Genomic DNA, 19,103 nt, shown 5'->3' with positions numbered 1-19,103 from the left:
CTCGCGGCGGTAGGGCACCGGTAGATCTTTCCGGGACGATCTACCGGTCGAGCACGGCCTTAAGTGTCCGATTGACAAGAACGATAGACCGCGCCTACCCTCGTTCGTGTCCATCTGACAGCAAGTTGACCGTCGTGAGGGATGACCGATGGCACTGCAGATCATGGAACCGGCCTCCACCGAACTCCCCGACCCCGACCCGACCACCGCCACCCGCTACCTCTCGGTCGGCGCCTATCTGGACCCGCACTTCCGCCGCCGGTGCCTGCGCGACGTCTATCACGACCAGCGCCGCTTCGTCGCACCGTCGTACGGCTTCGACCTCGTCACCGTGTTGTGGCACTGCCTGCGCGCCCGCCGCCTGGCGATCGCACAGGACGCCGCGATCGTCCTCTGTCTGCTGCTCACCGCGGTCGTCGACTGGCGGGCCCTCGCCGCGACCGTCGCCGCGCTGGCCGCCCTCCGCACGACCAGCTCCGCGCGGCACGTCGTACGTGAGCGTTTCCACGAGTGGAGCGACGGCCAGCGCGGCACGCCGACCCGCAGCAGCCGGCGTTCGGTGGCCGTCCTGTTCGGGTTCGCCGCGTCGTGGCTGATCACCGCGCTGCTGGTGGCCGTGGTGGTGGCCCGGCCCGCACCCGCGGGGGCCGGACCGGCGATCGCCGCGGTGGTCGTCGTGCTCGTCCTCCCGGTCGGCTTCGCGCTCTGGCGGCAGAAGCGGGTCAACGAGTTCGCCGCGGAGCGACCGGCGCCCGCGGTCGGCAGCAACCAGCGCCTGCGCGACATCAACGGCCAGCGCAACGCCAACACCATCGTCTACAGCAACTTCGAGCCGTTCATCGGCGCCGGCGACATCGACATCACCTGGGACTTCGCCACCCGGCTGGTCCGCAAGCAGCCGGAGCGGCCCGGTGGCGGCCGGCTCAGTGAGCGCAAGCGGGAGTTCGCCGAGCCGCCCTTCACGGCCGGCGAGCTCATCGCGTACGTCCGGCGGCACCTGGAGCAACTCACCACGGGCGAGGCCGAGACGCGGATCCCGAACCTCACCGTCACCGACCGCGTCTTCCGGTCCGCGCGCGAGGACGGCGTCCGTTCGCTGATCACCGACCCGGACGACGTCGACGAGATCATCCGCAACCCGACCCGGCCCGCCCGGCACTACCTGGTCTGCCAGGTGGTCTCGTGGGGCGGCGAGATCGTCATCACCGTCCACGTGCACATCGCGGTGCAGGGCCGGTCGCTCTATCTCGCCGTGACCACCACCTCGATGGCGCCGTGCAACGAGCAGTACCGCATCGTCGACCTCGAGGGCGGGCACGGCGCCAAGGCGTGGTTGCGGGCGCTGGCCACCGGCCTGCGGGAGACGCCGCGGACCGTGGCCGCCGCGCCGAAACGACTGCTGACCGCCGTCGTCGAGGTGGCCGGCCTGGGCCGGGCGTTCCGCCGCCGGGGATCGCGCCGACCGGCCGACCGCGGTGCGCTGGTCAGCGTCCGTCAGCTCGGCACCCGCGACCGGCTCCGCAACTTCCCGCAGAGCCAGGACTACCGCAAGTTCCGCCGGCTGATCGAGACCCGCGTGCACGCCGACGTCCTGGACTTCCTGGACGAGCACGGCGTGGACACGGCCGAGTACCGCGCCCGCAGCGCCTCCGTCATGAACATCGGCCTCTGGAACGACGGCGGCAACACCACGGTCAACGGCGACGTCGGCGGCACGATCAACCCGCCGGCACCGGAAGACGGGTCCGGCTCGTGACCGGGGACATGAACGTCGGCCTCTGGAACGACGGCGGCCACGCCACGGTCAACGGCGACGTCGGCGGCACGATCAACCGGCCCGCACGGCCGGAACCGGACCGGGTCGAGCCGGATCGGGCCGAGCCCGCTCACGGCGTGGACGTCCTGGTCGTCACGGCCCTGCTGGAGGAGTTCGAGGCGGCCCGGGACGCGGCCGGGACGACATGGCACAAGCACGACGCCGACGGCCCGGTGCCCTACCTGACCGGTGAGCGGGCCGGACTCCGGCTGGCCCTCGCGCGGGCCACCACCATGGGCGCCCGCAGCGTCGCCCCGATCGCCGCCCAGCTCGCCCTCCGGCTCCGGCCGCAGTGCCTGGCCATGTCCGGCGTGTGCGCAGGCCACCCGGACCGCACCGCGCCGGGTGACGTCGTCGTGGCCGATCCCGCGTACGAGTACGACGAGGGCCGGCTGACCGGCACCGGTTTCACCGGCGAGCACCGGCACTACCCGCTGGACACCCGGCAGCTGCGCGCCGTCCAGGAGTTCGAGCCGGCCGGTCTGCCCACCTACGGAACGGTCGGCGGGGAGGAGTCCGAGAACTGGTTCCTCGAACGCCTGCACCACGGCCAGGAGCCGCGCCTGCACGCGGCCCGTCCGCGCTATGTGCCGCCCGGCGTCTGGCCCGCGATGGTCAGCCGGCTCGAGGGCGACGGTCTCATCGTGCTGCGCGGCCGCCGATGGAACCTGACCCGGGCCGGTCGTCTCCGGATCGAGCGCCTGATGGCCGGTGACGTCGACGGACCCGACCGGCTGCCGTTCGCGGTGCTCGCCGGCCCGATGGCCAGCGGCAGCGCGGTGGTCGCCGACCCGGGCATCTGGGACCGGCTGGCCGGCATGGGCGAACGGAAGGTGCTGGCCGTCGACATGGAGGCGGCGACGATCGCCATGGTGGCGCACGACCACCGGATCCCGGACTGGCTCGTGGTGAAGGGCGTGATGGACGGGGCCGACCCGGCGAAGGACGACCGCTTCAAGCGGTTCGCCGCGCGGGCCTCGGCCGAGGTCCTCTACGCCCTGCTCGCCGAGCGCCGGGCCTAGGGCGGAGGTCACCGGTGAACCGCCACGGCCGTCGAGTCCCGCCAGGTGAAACGCACCCCGCCGATCTCCACCGTGTCGCCCGGCCCGCAGTCGTGGCTCTCGCGGCGGCCTTCGCTGCCGTCCGGCGAGTAGGTGATCCGCAGGTCCACACTCGATCCGAGCGAGCTGCGGACGGCCACCACGGTGCCCGCGCCGGGCACGCCGGCCGTCCCGGCGGTGAGGGTGACGCCCCGGCCCGACAGGGTGAGCACCCGTTCCCGCTCGCCCGCCCGCACCACGAGGCGGCCGGACAGCGCGGGCCGCAACCGTTGCCGGCGTCCCCACCGGGCGATCAGCACCAGCGCGATCAGCAGGGCCAGGCCCACCACCCAGCGGACGACGCTCCCCCGCTGGGCCGACAGCTCGGCGTCGTGCCCGGCCGGACTCAGCCCGGGCGCGAACGGCAGCCCGAGCTCACCGGCGATCACCGGGGTCCACGGCGAGCCGACCTGGCCGCTGAGGCTGAGCGCGGCGGTGTCGCGGACGGTGGCCAGCGGGGCGAAGTGGAGTGGGCCGGCATCCCAGCCGACCTCGATCGGCACCGTGACCGAGCCACCCGCGGGCACGGTGATCGCCGTGTCCGGCACGCTCACCCGTACGCCGGCATGGCCGCTCGTCACGGCGAGACGCTCGACGGTCAACGGCACGTAGCGGTTGGCCGACACCAGGCGTACGGGAAAAGAAGTGTGACCGTGGCCGATCGGACCGGCCGGCCATTGCACGGTGAGACCGCGACGGGCGTCCTCGGCCAGCAGCCCCCGGGCCTTGGCCGCCCGAGCCTCACGTTTGGGCTGGTCGAGCGCGGCCGTGAGCCGGTCGATCCCGGTGATCCGCAGGGTGCGGGCGCCGGGAAAGACCTTGGCCAGCAACGGCGCGCCGGTGTCGGCGGACAGCGGGACGGCGAAGGCCTGCAGCGACGCCTTCCGGAGTTTGCGCGCCCGCTGGGCCAGCACGTTCCACTGATATCCGGTGGTGAACGGGTACGGGCTGGCCCCCGGCGGCCGGTGCTCCCCGTCGGTCAGCAGCACCACGGTCGCCACCGCCGGGGCGCCGGAGCGGCTGAGCACGTCGACGCTCTTCTCCAGGGCCGCGCCGATGTCCGTCGACTGACCGTCGGCCACCGTGGGCAGCTGCCGCATGAGCTGGGTCGCCGAGCGCCCGGCGGCACTTGTCCGCGCGGATCGCGGCTTCTCGGCGAACGGGACGAGCGTGACCTGATCGTCCGGGGCGAGGGCGGCCAGGAAGGCGCTCAGACTGCGCCTGACCTGGGCGTAGCGCGGCCCGTTCATCGAGCCGGACACGTCCACCATCACCACGTAGTCGGCCGGCACGCTGTTGACCCGCAGCGCGCCGTAGACGGCGTCGGCGTCGGCCGGAGCGGCCCGCACCGGTGCGGCGACCGCACTCACCAGGATCGCGACCCCGACCACGATCCATGCCCGCAGCTTGCTCATCGGCATCCTTCCGCCCGCTTCGCCTCCTTACTGACGGACCGGCCGGCCTTCCATGATCACCAGGGGAAATGATGGTCCCGAACGTTCGTCTCCTTGCCGCCACCGGATCTCTGGCCTCCACGATGTCCACCGCGGACGACGCCACCCGGCGCCGACTGCGCGCGGCGATCCACGCCATCGTGCATCCGATCGTCTTCACCGTCGTCACCCGCAAGGTCGAGCTCCGCCGGGGGCACCGCGGCTGTCTGCGCGGCTTCCGGCACCTGACCACGGCCTGCCTGGACGCCTTCTCCGACGATGTCGAGGCCCTGATCGACCGTCTGCTGGCGACCCGGACCCCGATCACCGATCTGGACTCCTGGCTGGCCTGCCGGGCGCCCGGCGCGGCCGTCGACGCGCATCGCCGCCGCCGGGGCGAACGCGGCGCGCTCCAGCGTCCCCGGATCACCAAGGCGCTCGAGACCGGGCTCGGGCACGACCGCTGGCTGCTCGAGCTGGCCCGGCTGATCCTGGTCTGGGTGGGGATCCCGGCCGACGCCGGATCCTCGCTGTGGCCCTTGGACGAATGGTCGCAACGCCGGGCCCTGATCACCGGGGACCACGAGCACAGCACGCCCAGGACGGTGGAATCGGAGGTGAGCCACGTGCTGAACGTCATGCGGCAGCGCGGCCAGTGGTACGCCGACCATGTCGAGCGTCCGCTGGGCCGCAAGGATGCCCCGCTCTCGCCGCCGGCCGGCGACGCCGCCACCGATCCGCGGCCGCTGCGACCCTACGGTCCGGACGACCAGGACGACACCCACGCCCAGGACCTGGCCGCGCTGGCGCTGTCCGCCATCACCGCCCGGCTGCGCGCCGGCCTGGACGAACGGGAAGCCGTCCTGCCGGTCATCTCGGCCCTCTTCCTCGGCGGCACCGGGGCCGAACTGATCGACCGGGAACCGGGGACGGTACCGGCCGGCGAGGAGTTCCTGCCGGTCCGGCTGGCCGACGACGACACGGCCGGGCGGATCGTGCGCGAGGTGCTGGCGATCGTCCGTCAGATCACTGTGTGACCACACCTGTCTCCACGGAGGACCAGGGCCGGATCGCCCGCATCGTCTGGGCCGTGGCCGGTGGCGGCGGCGATCTCGACGCCGCGATCGGCGACTTCGAGCGGCTGGCGGCCGAGGCCCCGGGCCGGTCCGCCCTGGCCGCCGCGCTGGTGCACGCCTGCGTCCGGGGCCGGCCGCAGACCGTCCCGGCCCGGTACCGCGCGCTGGCGGGCCTGGTGACGGCGGCCGATCACGATCCGCCGCCCGCGGAGCAGTGGCGGCCACTGCGGGCGGCGGCGTGCGCGCTGGCCCTCGGTCAGTCCGCGGCCGACGGGGAGCTGCCCGACCTCGGGGCGGCCCTGGCCGAGATCGATGCGCTGGCCGCGGAGGCGGCCGCCGAGCCGGCCCTGGCTCCGGTGTTCGCCTCGGTGCGGCTCGGGCTCGAGTTCGGCCGGGCCGTGACCGAGGGGGACGCGGCGGCCACCGAGGACCTGCTCGAGCAGGCCGCCACCTTCGCCGCGGCGGCCGGCGGGGCGATGGCCGACCTGATGGTCGCCCTCAAGGATCTGATGACGGCCCAGCGCCGGGGGGACGACCTGAAACCGCTGATGGCCCGGCTCCGGACGGTCTCGGAACGGCTGCCCGACGGCGATCCGGTCCGGACGGCCATGGAGGACGCACTCGCACAGGCCGACATCCTGCAGACCGGCGGACGCCCCGACCCGGACCTGGTCCCGCCCGGCGCGGCCGACCGGGCCCTCAGCCTGACCGTGCTGGGCACGGCCGGGCTCGCCGAGGAGACCGACCCGGACCGGATCGCCGCGGCGATCGCCACCCTGCGCGAGGCCCTGGCCGGGATCGACCCGGCGCACCACCGCCGCCCGTTCCACCTGACCGCGCTGGCCCTCGCGCTCTACCGGCAGTCCGAGGTCATGAACCGGGTGGACCGGCTGCCCGAGGCCGAGGAACTGCTCGTCGAGGCGCGCCGGCTGACCGGCGGGCCCGGCAACCTGCACTCCACCTGGATCGCCGAGATGCTGGCCGACGTCCGCTACCGGCTCGGCCGCTCCCCCGGCGGGCACGTCGGCGCGGTCGACGCGATGGGCGCGCACCTCTGGCAGGTGCTGGCCCAGCCCGACCTGCGCTCGGCCACCGTCGCCGCCCGGCACGCCGCCACGGACGCCGCCGACATCGCCCGGAAATGCCTGGTGGCCAACGATCCGGCCGAGGCCGCGCGGGCCCTGGACTCGGGCCGGGGACTGGCCCTGTTCGCGGCCACCCAGGTGCGGACGGTGGCCGAGCGGCTCGACACGGCCGGGCAGGACGATCTGGCGGCCCGGTGGCGGGCCGCGGTCGCCGGTGGCACCGGCCCCTCGCGGGCGCTGCGGCGGGACGTGCTGGAGGCGCTCTCCGACACGGACCTGGGCTGGGCCACCACCCGGCCGCCAGGCCCGGACGAGATCGGCGCCGCGCTGGCCGCGGTGGACGCCGACGCCCTGATCTATCTGCTGCCGGCCGACGGCCCGGTCCCGGGGTACGCCGTCATGGTGTCGGCCCACGGCAGCCTGAGCTACTCGGCCCTGCCCGAGCTGCGCCTCGACGCGGCGCCCGACCTCGACGCGTACCTCGCCGCATCGGAGCCGACCCACCTGGACGCGCTGTGCGACTGGGCCTGGCGGGCCGCGATCGGGCCGATCTACCGCGGCTACCTCGCGCGGATCACCCCGCCGGCCCGGCCGCCGCGGGTGGTCCTGGTGCCCATGGGGGTGCTGGCCCGGGTGCCCTGGCATGCGGCCCGGCGACGCGACGGCACGTACGCGGTGCAGCTGATCGCCATCTCCCAGGCGGCCTCGGCCCGGCTGTTCTGCCACAGCGCCGGACTGGCGCCGGTGCCGCCCCAGCCGCTCGGCCTGATCGTCGGCGACCCGCTGGCCGACCTGCCGTCGGCGCGCACCGAGGCGTACGCCGTGCACCGCTCGTTCTACCTGGGCGCGCGGTACGTCGGACGGCGACCGGACGGTTCCCGCGGCCACTCCGGCTCGGGCACCCGGGCCGACCTCGACCGGTGGCTGGCCACGACCGGCCCGGGGGCGGGGTCGATGCTGCACATGGCCTGCCACGGCATCGCCGAGCCGGGCGGGTCCTGGCTGCAACTCGCCGACGGCAAGCTCGCCGCGAGCAGCCTGGGCGGCACGCTCGACCGGGTGCCGGACCGCCCGCTCGGCCTGGTCGTGCTGGCCGCCTGCAGCACCGGGCGCTCGGTGACCGGCTACGACGAGGCGTACAGCCTGGGCACGGCGTTCCTCGCGGCCGGAGCCCGGACCGTGTTGTCGACCCAGTGGAAGGTCCCCGACCACGGGACGTCGGTGCTGATGTACGCGTTCCACCGGGGCGTGATGGTCGACCGGCTCGCGCCGTGGGACGCGCTGCGCCGGGCCCAGCTCTGGATGCTCGATCCGCGCCGCCGGATCTGGCCCGACATGCCCGAGCCGCTGCGCGAACAGGCCGAACGACCCGAGGCGGCCGCGGTCGTCAGCTGGGCCGGGTTTGTGCACGGTGGACGATGAGCGACACCGACGAGACGCTGCAGGCTCTTCGGGCCGAGGTCCAGCACCACCGGGGGCCGGCCCGCACCGGACCTTTGCTGCGGCTGGGGCAGGCGCTCGCCGAGGCGTACTGGCGGGCCGGGCCGGGGCAACGGGCGGCGCGGCCCTATCTGGACGAGGACATCCGGGTCCTGGAGGAGGCGTACGGGTACTTCGATCCGGCCGACGCCTGGCGCGGGCAGGTGGCAGCCCTGCTCGGCCAGCTGTACGCGATGCGGCACGTGGGCCACCTCAGTGCCAAGGAGGACCGGGATCGCGGCATCGAACTGCTGAACGAGGGTCTGGCCTTCGCACAACTGCCGCCGGCCCTGCATCTGCCGGCCCGGATGATGCTCGGCCAGTTGCACCTGCGGCGGGTGATGGCCCGCCCTCTGGGCAACCCGGGGGCACCGGCCGACCTCGATCGGGCCGAGCAGTGTTTCCGCGATGCCCTGGCCGGTCCGTCGCTGGGTGCCCAGGCCGAGGCGGTGGTCCGGACGATGCTGGAAATGGTGGGCGTCCTCCGGGCTGTCGTGAGCGACCGGGGGAACCTGCGGCCGAGCGGGATCGCGGAGGCGTTCCGGCGACTGCGCGACCTGCAGAAGCAGGCCGGACCGGGAATCATGCTGACGCCCTGGAGCGGCGACCTGCTGGCCCGCACTCCCCCGGCCGACCGTCCGGTCGCGGTGATCGACGTGCCCTCGGCCCGTGGCTCGTTCCGGCCGTCGGCGAAGCAGGCCGCCGGACCTGATGTCGCTGCCCTGCGGCGGGCCCTGCGCACGTTGCTGCCGCACCCGGACGATCCGATCGCGAGTGCCCGCGAGCTGTTGCACGATCGGGTGACACGCAGCCGTACGGACGATCTGGTCGCCCTGACCGCGGGGATCGCCGCGGCCGAGCCGGACGACGGCGCGAACCACCTGCTGCTCGCGGTGGCGCTGCGGCACCGGGCGCGGGGCGGATCCGGGGGTTGGCCCGAGGACGACTTCACGGCGGCGGCGGACGCCCTGAACCGCGCGACCACCCGGCTGGGCCCGCTGGACATCACCGACGAGCTGGCCGCGATCCTCCGCGATCAGCGCTGACTACGCCCGGTCGGCGCTCGGCTTGTCGTCGACCCCGTCCCGCTGCTCCGGCACCGCGGCCGGCTCACCGGACTCGCCGGCCGGGTCAGCGGGCTCACCGGCTGGGTCACCGGGCTCGTCGGCCGGGGGCTCCTCCGCATCGGAGGCGCCGAGTGCCGACCGGGCTCCCATGACCCCGCCCTGGATGGCCTTCGCGGCGTTGGTCACGACCTTGAGGAAGGCGTCCGGATCCGGATAGAAGTTGAAGAAGATGCCGACGACCAGCACCAGCGCACAGAAAGCACCCAGAACCCCGACCACCGGAGCGGGCATCGGGAAGCCGAACTGGTTGAGGGCGATGAGGATCAGAGCCGGCCCGACCAGCCCCGCGGCCCGGCGCCACCGGCGGGACGCCTCCGCCGACAGCCGGCGGCGCCGCCGTCCGGCCCGTGGCGAGGACACCACCACGATCGGCTCTTCCCGCACATCGCGCAGCACATCGCCGAGCTGATCGCGGCACAGCCCGAGCAGGCAGGTGGTGGTCTGGTCGAGCAGGGTCCTGTCGTTGGACGCCAGTCCGAGCAGCGGATTGGGTTCGAGCAGCATCTTGTTGATCTGCTTCTGCTGAGCCTGGAGCTCGCGGCGATGACGGCGACCCCGCCGTCCGACCGGCCGGCCCCCGTGCGCCATCATCGCCAAGGTCACCGACGCCATCCGCAGCTTCCGGTCGATCTTTTCGCGGCGGCCGTCCCCCGGGCGCGTATCGGTGCGTTTGAGCAGCTCGATCACCTCGAGCAGATGGTCGAAGGCCCGCACCGGCAGCTGCCGGTCACCCGATCGGGCGCGTGTGGCCAGCGCCATCACCGCCCGGCCGAGCAGCGCAAAGATGATCATGGCGAACGTGAGAGCGGCACCGAGCGCTATGCCGGTGCCGGCGGCGGGCGGGACGAGGAGCATCCAGCGCGCGTCCCACCACGGTGTCACGGCCAGATAGGACCAGACCGCGGCGTAGGCGGCAGCGGCGAAACCCGCCACCAGCAGCGGTGAGAAGATCCGGCGGCCCCGCAACGCCCACGCGGCGGGCACGGTGAGCACCACTGCGGTCACGACGTATCCCAGAAACGCGGCCGGGCGGGCGCGAAATGTCGTGGCGACCAGCCACACGCTGGGCGCGGCGGCCAGGATCCCGACCGCCAGATAGGCGACGAGCAGGATCTGCCGTTCTCGCATGCGCCGGACCGCGGCCGCCTCGCAGAAGTCGTCGAACCGAGCGACGTCGGCCGGCTCCATGGGTGGTAGATGGACGGCCAGCCGGCGCAACCGCGCTGTCTCGCCACGCAGCACCCGCTTGGCGGCATCGGGCCACAGCAGACGGAAGCCGGCCTCCGCCGGGCGCGCCTCGGGCGCCCTTGCCCGCATCACCGGCTTCATCGCCCTCCGATCCGAGCTCACTCACGCCGTCGATGCGGTACTGACGGACCGGAGCGCGGAACGGGCGGGCGAGAGCTGTCCGTCAGGACTCGGCATGACACTTCACGAGACGCCGGGGGCGGCGGCCGCCCCGGAGGAACCGGCCGTGGCCGAGTCTCTTCCGGAGGCGGCGCCGGATCTCGAGGGGCGCCTGACCGAGCTCGGCGCCGCCGTCGGCGCGCTGCGCCAGGAGCTGCGGGCGGCCGACGAGCGGTCGGCCGGCCGCGACCGCATGATCGAACGCCTGCACGACGACAACCAGAAGCTGCGGGCCGGGGAACGCCGGATGGTCCTCATGCCACTGCTGACCGACCTGCAGCGGCTGCGCAACGACCTCATCCGGCAGGCCGCCTCCGTCCCGGCCGGGGTCACCGCCGACCAGGTGGCGGGCCTGCTCGACTCGTTCGCCCAGTCGGTCGAGCTGACTCTCGAGCGGGGCGGTGTCGGCGCCATCCGGCCCGTGCCGGGTGACCGGTTCGACGGCACCCGGCATCGGCCCGCCGCCGTTCTTCCCGCTTCCCGGCCCGACGAGGACGGCTGCATCGCCGACGTGCTGAGCGACGGCTACCTCGACACCACCTCGGGGCGCGTGCTCACCCCCGCCACCGTCCGCGTCCACCGGTGGACCGAACCCGCCACCGCGCCTCAGCAGGAGGAGAACCATGTCTGACGAGCCCACGTCGTTCTTCGGCATCGACCTCGGCACCACCTATTCGGTGATCTCGTACATCGACGAGTACGGCAAGCCGGCCGTGATCCGGAACTCGGCCACCGGCAAGGAGACGCTGCCGTCGGTCGTCTACTTCGAGTCGGCCGGCAACGTGGTCGTCGGCGAGCAGGCCAAGAACCTGTCGGTGGTCTATCCGGACAAGGTCGTCTCGCGGGTCAAGCGCAGCATGGGCCAGCCCCGCAACTGGGAGTTCGACGACGTCGTGTACTCGCCCGAGTCGATCTCGGCGCTGATCCTCAAGCGGCTGGCCACCGACGCCGCCGAGGAGACCGGCCGGGCGGTGAACGACGTGGTCATCACCGTCCCCGCCTATTTCGGCATGCTCGAGCGGGAGGCGACCAAGCAGGCCGGCACGATCGCCGGGCTCAACGTGATCGGCATCGTGCCCGAGCCGGTCGCCGCCGCCCTGCAGTACGAGGTGGCCGCGACCGACTCCGAGCGGATCATTCTCGTGTACGACCTGGGTGGCGGGACCTTCGACACCACCGTGATCCGGGTGTCGGCCGACCGGATAGACGTGCTCTGCACCGACGGCGACCAGGAGCTGGGCGGCGTCGACTGGGACGACCGGCTGGTGGGTCACCTGGTCGACGAGTTCACCGCGCGGACCGGGGTGACCGAGGACCCGACCGACGACCGCGAGTTCATGCAGGAGCTGCAGGAGAAGGCCGAGGACGTCAAGCGGCAGCTCTCCATGGTCACCTCGCGGAACGTGCCGCTGCGCTTCGGCGGGCAGCAGGCGACCGTCGAGATCACCCGGGACATGTTCGAGCAGATGACCTCGGACCTGCTCGAACGGACGCTCGGCTACACCGACCGTACGCTGGAGAAGCTCTCTCGCAAGATCGCCACCGACGACCCGGCCGGTCTGATCGACGAGGTGCTGCTGGTCGGCGGGTCGAGCCGGATGCCGGCGGTCAAGGCGGCGCTGGAGAAGAAGTTCCCGGGCTGGAAGCCTCGTCTGCACGACCCGGATCTGGCCGTGGCCAAGGGCGCGGCCCGCTACGCCCTGAGCAGCGCGATCTGGGACTGGTCGTCGGCCGGGGACGACTCGCCGACCGCGCAGGAGCGCAAGGAGCGGGTGGCCGCGATCGCCCAGGCGGCCAATCTGGACCCGGACAAGCTGGCCGGCTTCGCCCGCAAGGAGATCACCACCGTGCTGCCGAAGGCGTTCGGCGTACGCCTCGTCGACACCGACGCCCCGGGGTGGCAGAACGACATCGACCGGCACAGCTACGTCGAGCATCTGGTGCACGCCGACCAGTCGCTGCCGACCAGTCAGGACTTCACCGCCGGCACGGTCGTACCGGATCAGCGTGAGGTCAAGGTCGAGATCTACGAGCAGGCCGGCGGCGAGGAGAGCCGGGAGATGGCGGCCAACAAGGCGGTCGACCGGGGCAGCGGCCTGATCACCGGGCTGCCCGCGGGGCTGCCGGCCGACTCGCCGATCGAGGTGCTGATGACGGTCAGCCGGGAGGGGCTGCTGCGGGTCGAGGCCAACGAGCCCCGCAGCGGCCGCGACCTGATCATCGAAGTGCAGGTCAGCGTCCTGTCCGACGAGGAGGTGAAGTCGGCCGCGGTGGCCGTCTCCGCCATCACGGTGAGGTCCTGATCGACGATGGTGTTCGAGCCCGATCGCTACGAGCGTGAGGTGATCCGGCCGCTGCGGGGCCGGAACACCCCGCTCACCGACGACGACCTGCTGCGCCGGTACGCCATCGAGCCCGCCCTGGCCGACGCCGCGGCCCTCGCCGCACATCTGCGCAAACTCCGTACCTATTGGAACCAGACGGCGAGCGGGCCGGACAGCAAGGCCCAGGTGTGCCGGCGCCTGCTCGCCGCGGATGAGGAGCTGCAGAAGCGGCCCGGCGCCGACCTCACCGATCCGCGCTGGTGGCGGGCGATCGCCGCGGCGCGGGCGGGCCGGGCCCAGGACATGATCGCCCAGCTGGCGACCGATCTGCAGCAGGCGTTCGGCGCGGTCCGCAAGGTGACGGCGGCCCAGGTGGCCGGGGTGGCCAAGCAGTACCCGGCGCTCGATCAGGCCGACGTGGACGCCGCGGTCCGGCTGGCCGGGGTCCAGGTCGTCGAGGTGGTCGATCTGCCGGCGGAGAGCGGCGTCGACCGGGTCGTCTACCGGGAGTTGCAGAAGCGGCTGGGCGAAGCCGGTGTGCCGACCGTCGTCCAGCTGCTCCACTCGGATCTCAGCCGGCCGTTCACGCTGGTCCAGCAGTTCGCGGTGAGCGGGGAACCGGCCCGCCGGCTGGATGCCGCCACGCTCATGGCGCGGATCGCCGACGCCGACCGGGCGGCCGACTCGCCGGTGCTGCGGGCGCGGCGGGCCGCGTTGCGGATCCTGGCCACCGCGGTCAAGGGCGGCGCCGACCTGCGCCTGATCGCGCTTTACCAGATCGTCGACCAGCTGGTCGCCGGCCGCTCCGACCAGCTGGTCGACGCGTTGCTGGTGCGGCAGGCCACGCGTCTCGGTCTGACCCAGGAGGACGCCGAACTGGTGGTGGCCAGCCTCCCCAGCGACGCGACGGCCGGATCACCGGTGGCAGGGCAGATCCGCGAGATGCTGGCGGCCGGTCAGCTGCGGGCGGCCCAGGCCACGCTGGGCACCCTGCCGGCCAACGATCCGGAACGCCCGCAGATCGTCGCCGAGATCGACACGCTCGCCGCCCGCCTGGCCACCCTGCTCGCCGACACCGACCGGGCCCTCGACCGGCGGCGCGAGGACGAGGCGGAACGCCTGCTGCAGGAGGCGACGCGGATCGCCGAGGATGACGACGAGGTCCGCGTCCGGCTGTCCCGGCTGCCGATGGCGCCGCCGCGCGAGCTGCGGGTGTCGGCGTCCGGTCGCGAGGTGCGGCTGACCTGGCAGCCGCCGGTGACCGCGGTCGACGACATCCGCTTCCGGATCGTGCGGCGGGAGGGTGAGCCACCCGGTTCGGCGCAGGACGGCGAGCTGGTGGCCGAGGGCAGCCGGCTGTCGGCGGCAACCGACAGCCGGCCACCCACCGCCCGCGACCTGCACTACGCGGTCTTCGCGGCCCGGGCCGACAGCACGATCTGGTCGCGGCCGGCCGCCGGGCACATCCGGCTGACCCCGGAGCCGGCCGACGTGGCCGTGCGCGCCGGGGCCGGCCGCATCACCCTGACCTGGCAGGTCCCGGCCGATGTGGTGGCGGTGCGGGTCCGGCGCACCCAGGGCCGGCCGCCGCGCGGACCGGACGACGGGGTGAGCGTCGCGGCCGGCACCGGCACGCTGGTGGACCGCGAGGTCGACGAGGGTGTCGAGTATTTCTACGGGCTGACCGCGGTCTATCACGACGACCGCCGCCGGGAGGTGACGTCCCGCACCGCGGTGGTGTCCGCCTCCACCGCGGCCGAGGCCCGCCCGCTCGACGGTCTGGCCGTGGAGCCGGTCCATCGCCAGGGCGGCCACGTCGTCGTCCGGCTCACCTGGCCGGCCGGGGCCGGAGCGGTCCGGATCCGGTACGCCCCCGAGCCGCCCACCTGGGAGTACGGCTCGACGGTCAGCACCGCCGTGGCCGGCCGGTACGGCACCGAGGTGCCCGGCCTGCCCGAGATGTACGGCGGCACCTGTGTGCTCGAGGCCGACATCCCGCTCGGCCCGCAGATGTACGTGCCGCTCACCAGCGGCCCGTCCGGGCTGATCGTGGGCCGCCCGGTGCATCTCGGCCAGGCCGAGCCGATCCGCGGGCTGCACCTGCGCCGCACCGGCAGCCAGGTGACGGTGACCTGGGTCTGGCCCGAGGACGCCGGTCTGGTCGAGGTCGAGTGGGCTCAGCCGGACGCGGCCACGACCCGGCAGCGTCTGACCCGGGCCGCCTACGTGGACGGTGCGGGCTGCGTCCTGCCGGTCGGCCCGGCCGGCGGCACGGTGTCGGTCCGGGCCATCACCATCGGGCCGGCCGGCGAGTCGACCGCCGAGCCCGTCAGCGAGACGGTGGCCGGGCGCGCCACCCGGGTCCGGTACGCGCTGCGGCCGGTGCCCGGCTGGCGCAACCGGGCCCAGCGCGAGCTCGAGATCGTCAGCGACCACGCGTGCGACGGCCTGGAGCTGGCCGTCGTGGTCGCCCCGGGCCGCGTCATGCCGTCGCGGCTCGAGCCCGAGGTCGAGGTCGAGCGGTTCGCCGGGCTGGCGCTCGTCCCGGGCGTCCCGATCGCGTTGCCGTTCGCGGTGCCGCGCACCCCCAAGCCGTACTGGATCCGCTGTTTCGTCGTCCAACCGGCCGGCGTGACCTTGATCGACCCGCCCATCGCCGAGCTGAAGGTGTCGTGATGAGCCGTCTGGCCTGCCCGTACTGCTACAAACGGATCGACGGGAACCGCCTCTGGTATCAGTGCACCGGCCGGGGCGCGCCGGGCCGCACCGGCTGCACGCCGAAGCCGGACGACGCGCGCCGGCAGTGGACCGGCTACCAAGATCCGGTACGACCGTCGTTCCCTCCGTCGATGCGTTTGCCTCTGGGCCCGGCCAAGGCGGACTGCCCGGACTGCGGCGGCACCAGCCGGGTGCGGGTCTGCCCGAACTGCCACACCCCGTTGTCGTCGAACTTCGGCGCCACCGCCAGCCCGCTGATCGCGATGGTCGGCGCCAAGGGCACCGGCAAGTCCGTCTATCTGACCGTGCTCGCCCACGAGCTGCTGAACGGCCTGCGCCGCCGCTTCGGGGCCGACGTGCGGATGACCGGCGCGGTCAAGGAACCGATCCGCGACTACGTCGGCTCGGTCTACGCCGATCAGGCGCTGATGGCCCAGACCGCCGCCGCCACCAACGGCCGGATGCCGCCCACCGTCTTCGAATGGCGGCAGGAACAGTCCCGCCTGGGCAATCTGCTCACCCGGTATCGCACGACGTTCCTGTCCTTCTACGACACCGCGGGCGAGGATCTCAACAGCGACGACCGGACCCGGGACCTGACCTATCTGAACTCGGCCGACGCGTTGATCCTGCTGCTCGACCCGTTCATGATTCCCGAGGCCCGCAACCAGATCCGGTTGCCCAAGGAGGCCGTGCGGTCGGAGCAGCCGACCATGCAGGTGCTCGACCGGGTGACCGAGAAGCTCCGCCGCGAGCAGGGGGTCCGCTCGAGCGGGCGGATCAAGATCCCGGTCGCGGTGGCCTTCGCCAAGATCGATGCCTTCTTCGACGTGCTCGGCCCCGACCATCCGCTGATGCGGGCGCCGTCGGCCGCCGGTCCGTACGACGAGACCGCCGGTCAGGCCACCCACGAACAGGTCAAGGCGCTGCTGCACGAGTGGGGCGCGGACGACATCGACACGCACCTCGACTACAACTACGCCAACTACCGGTACTTCCCGGTGTCCGCGCTCGGGGCGCCCCCGGACTACTCCTCGGGTGCGGTCGACCGCAACGGCGTCCACCCGTTCCGGGTCAGCGAGCCGCTGCTCTGGCTGCTCAGCAAGTTCGACGTCATCCCCCGCCAGAGGCAGCCGTGAGCGCCCCCGACGGTACGGCGTTCGAGACGCTCATCTACACCGACTGCGTCCCCGGTCAGGGTCTGCAGGGCACCGCCGGCCTGCAGTTCCAGGCCCGGTCGCCCGGCGCCGACCGCACGGCGATGAACCTCGTGCAGAACTCGCTGCTCTACGAGCCCCCGGCGAACTGGATGCGCGAACGCCGGCCGGTGACGGACTACCCGCCGTCGTTCGCGCACACCGGGGACGGGCTGTTCGCCACCGCCGCCGGTGTCTATCTCGGACGGGAGGCCAACGGCGGCCGCGAGGGCAACCAGCTGACCCATGCGGTGGTCACCGGCGATCCGGCGAGTTACGGGCTGGTGCGGCCGGCCCAGATGTTCGGGGCGCCGTTCTGGACCGATCGCCCGGCCGCGGGGACGGAGTGTCCGCCGCTTTCCCGTACGTGGGAGCCGGGGCCCTTCGACATCGAGGCCGCGCAGACCTTCGTGGCCGGCCGTCCGCGCGGCGCGGAGCTGCTCGAGTGCCTGCTCTCGGCCCTGCAGGCGCTCGGCCCGGACGGGCGGCGGGTGCTGTTCATCGGCGAGGACGCGGCCGAGGTGCTGCGCTGGATCAGCGCCGCCACCCTGCTGCTGCCGCAGAGCCGGGCCGTCGGCATCGGCTTCAAGGTCTTCACGACCAACCCGGCGTACGCCGCCCAGCCGGTCGTCGCCGTGCATCCGGACTGGGACAGCACCTCGTCCCGGGTGGGCAACGACGGCGGGTACGCCGTGTTCGACCTGACCCGCAACGAGTTCAGCGACGTGACGGTGTCCGAGGACGCGAGCCGGCGCGTGCGGTTGCTGCTCGACGAGGATCCGTACGACGTGCTGGACGTGGTCGAGCAGGCCGGCGCGAACGGGCTGACCGATCCCGGGCAGGCCCTCGACCTGGCCGTGACCATGGTGCTGCGCGGGCCGGGGCTGAGCCTGCCGATCGCCCGCGTCGCCGTGAACTGGCTGCGCGACACCCCGGCCACCCTGCTCGCCCAGGATCGCAACGTGCTGGTCGACAAGCTGGTCGGCAACATCAAGCAGTGGCCCGAGGACGTGCTGCTCGGGCTGGACGAGGTCGCCCGCTCGGGCCAGATCGCGCAGGAGTGGGCGCCCGAGGTGCGGCTCGCGCTGATCAGTGCCGAGCTGAACCGGGCCTCGCGCAGCGGGACGGCCGAGGACATGCAGCTGCCGCCACTGCCGCCGGGGGTGTGGACCGAGCAGTACGCGGCCCGGTGCGCCGAACTGGTGCCGGACGAGCTGGCGCAGTGGCGCGGGCCGCGCCCGTTCGAGGCGGTCCTGCGGGTGGCGGCCCGGTTCGACCTCCAGTACGACGTGAACGCGGTGCCCGAGGCGGTGGATGCCTTCGTGACGTACTGGGCCGACAATCCGCAGGAGAAGTATCAGGCCAAGGCGTGGGGCGTCGCCTGGCCGGTCCTGCGCGGCCGGCTCAACGACAAGCTCCTCGAACGGATCGACCGCGGCCGCGGCCCTGAGGTCGGGGACGCCTGGTGCGACCACTTCCTGATCAACGGCGCGCTGCCCGAGTACCGGCTCTACGAGACGATGCTGGCCGCGAAGATGCACGCGGCGGATCGGGACGGCCGGCAGGCGCTGATCAAGGACATGCTCGTCGCCGGGCTGCCGCAGGGCCTCGGCCAGATCCGCCGGACCGCCGAGGCCCTGTGGCAACGGACCGCGCCGACCTTGGCCGAGTACGCGATGCTCCCGGAGCTCCTCCCGCCCGGGACGGTGCTGACCGAACGGGTCTTCCGCTCGCTGCTCCGGTCGATCGAGGCGAGCGGGCGGGCCGGGCACCCCGAGGTCGACCTGCTCCGCCGGCTCGACGAGCACGGCCTGATCCAGCTGCCCGGCCTCTTCGTGACTCTGCTCGACGACGACGCCGAGCTGCGGCAGTGGTGCGAGAGCCTGCCGAAAGCCGAGCCGGAGGCGCTCGCGGAGTACTGCCGGGTCCTGGCCGCCGTCGGTCCCCTGGCCCGGCGGGTCTGGCTCCGCGAGATCGTCGAGGCCATGCTGGCGGTGCGCCACCCGGCCGCGTCGAAAGAGATGGTCGCCCAGTTGCCGGAGCAGACGCGGGCCTCGTACGGGCGGGCCTTGCTGGCCTCGCTGGGCAAGGCGGACCGGGCCGTGCCGGCCGTCATCGCTTTCCGGCTCGGTGGCATCGGGGTGCTCGGTCCCGAATACGAGCGGCTGTGGCCGGACGAACTGCGCCACTGGCTGCGCAAGGCCGGCGACAAACGGCGCAAGTACGCGACCGGACTGGTCCACGAGGTGGTTCCACGCCGGCAGAAGGAGTGGGCGGCGCTGGTCGAGGACAGCGAGAAGTCGTTCTGGAGCCGCCTGCGCCGCGAGAAGAAGGAGGGCTGA

Annotated in this window: 12 protein-coding genes; 10 read left to right on the top strand and 2 right to left on the bottom strand. The window is 73.3% G+C overall.

The window, feature by feature from the left end; translation table 11 throughout:
* Positions 1-148: 148 nt before the first annotated feature.
* Together KOI35_RS32495 and KOI35_RS32490 are read left to right on the top strand one after the other, a co-directional pair.
* Positions 149-1,756, top strand: coding sequence for an AbeC-like domain-containing protein (locus tag KOI35_RS32495; protein ID WP_215792511.1), 1,608 nt, complete (start codon positions 149-151; stop codon positions 1,754-1,756).
* Entirely contained in the window at positions 1,753-2,838 is a 1,086-nt protein-coding gene (locus KOI35_RS32490) for a 5'-methylthioadenosine/S-adenosylhomocysteine nucleosidase family protein (protein WP_215792510.1), read from the top strand. Before KOI35_RS32495 ends, KOI35_RS32490 begins: the two co-directional genes overlap by 4 nt.
* A gap of 8 nt (positions 2,839-2,846) precedes the next feature.
* Here the strand turns inward: KOI35_RS32490 and KOI35_RS32485 are convergent, their stop codons facing one another.
* Entirely contained in the window at positions 2,847-4,331 is a 1,485-nt protein-coding gene (locus tag KOI35_RS32485; protein ID WP_215792509.1) for a VWA domain-containing protein, read from the bottom strand.
* Positions 4,332-4,453: 122 nt separating this feature from the next.
* On the opposite strand from KOI35_RS32485, the gene KOI35_RS32480 reads away from it, so the two are divergent.
* Genes KOI35_RS32480 through KOI35_RS32470 form a run of 3 tightly spaced genes read left to right on the top strand, consistent with a single transcriptional unit; the run spans position 4,454 to position 9,035 of the window.
* Positions 4,454-5,386, top strand: coding sequence for a hypothetical protein (locus tag KOI35_RS32480; RefSeq protein ID WP_215792508.1), 933 nt, complete (start codon positions 4,454-4,456; stop codon positions 5,384-5,386).
* Complete coding sequence (locus KOI35_RS49095) at positions 5,383-7,932, top strand: CHAT domain-containing protein (RefSeq protein WP_215792507.1); 2,550 nt, start codon at positions 5,383-5,385, stop codon at positions 7,930-7,932. Before KOI35_RS32480 ends, KOI35_RS49095 begins: the two co-directional genes overlap by 4 nt.
* Positions 7,929-9,035, top strand: a complete 1,107-nt coding sequence (locus KOI35_RS32470; protein WP_215792506.1) for a hypothetical protein — start codon at positions 7,929-7,931, stop codon at positions 9,033-9,035. The genes KOI35_RS49095 and KOI35_RS32470 overlap by 4 nt, the downstream gene beginning before the upstream one ends.
* On the opposite strand, the gene KOI35_RS32465 is transcribed toward KOI35_RS32470, so the two are convergent.
* Positions 9,036-10,433 carry a hypothetical protein gene (locus KOI35_RS32465; RefSeq protein WP_215792505.1) on the bottom strand — a complete coding sequence of 466 codons (1,398 nt, stop codon included), beginning with the start codon at positions 10,431-10,433 and terminating at the stop codon, positions 9,036-9,038.
* A 106-nt stretch (positions 10,434-10,539) separates the two neighbouring features.
* Here KOI35_RS32465 and grpE point away from each other — a divergent pair, with 106 nt between their 5' ends.
* From grpE to KOI35_RS32440, 5 genes are read left to right on the top strand one after another with little or no spacing between them, the layout of a single operon-like run.
* Positions 10,540-11,154: a nucleotide exchange factor GrpE gene (gene grpE / locus KOI35_RS32460; protein WP_215792504.1), complete on the top strand. Its 615-nt coding sequence runs from the start codon at positions 10,540-10,542 to the stop codon at positions 11,152-11,154.
* The gene (locus tag KOI35_RS32455) at positions 11,147-12,826 is read left to right on the top strand and encodes an Hsp70 family protein (RefSeq protein ID WP_215792503.1); all 1,680 of its coding nucleotides are present in this window, start codon (positions 11,147-11,149) and stop codon (positions 12,824-12,826) included. The genes grpE and KOI35_RS32455 overlap by 8 nt, the downstream gene beginning before the upstream one ends.
* Before the next feature lie 6 nt (positions 12,827-12,832).
* Positions 12,833-15,523, top strand: a complete 2,691-nt coding sequence (locus KOI35_RS32450) for a SaeA-related protein (RefSeq protein WP_215792502.1) — start codon at positions 12,833-12,835, stop codon at positions 15,521-15,523.
* Complete coding sequence (locus tag KOI35_RS32445; protein WP_215792501.1) at positions 15,523-16,704, top strand: zinc ribbon domain-containing protein; 1,182 nt, start codon at positions 15,523-15,525, stop codon at positions 16,702-16,704. The genes KOI35_RS32450 and KOI35_RS32445 overlap by 1 nt, the downstream gene beginning before the upstream one ends.
* Complete coding sequence (locus KOI35_RS32440; protein ID WP_215792500.1) at positions 16,701-19,103, top strand: GTPase-associated protein 1-related protein; 2,403 nt, start codon at positions 16,701-16,703, stop codon at positions 19,101-19,103. The genes KOI35_RS32445 and KOI35_RS32440 overlap by 4 nt, the downstream gene beginning before the upstream one ends.

The sequence above is a fragment of the Paractinoplanes bogorensis genome, assembly GCF_018829635.1.
GTDB classification, from domain to species: domain Bacteria; phylum Actinomycetota; class Actinomycetes; order Mycobacteriales; family Micromonosporaceae; genus Actinoplanes; species Actinoplanes bogorensis.
Note: the sequence above shows the minus strand (reverse complement) of the source record. Positions and strands in the feature narration are given on the sequence as shown.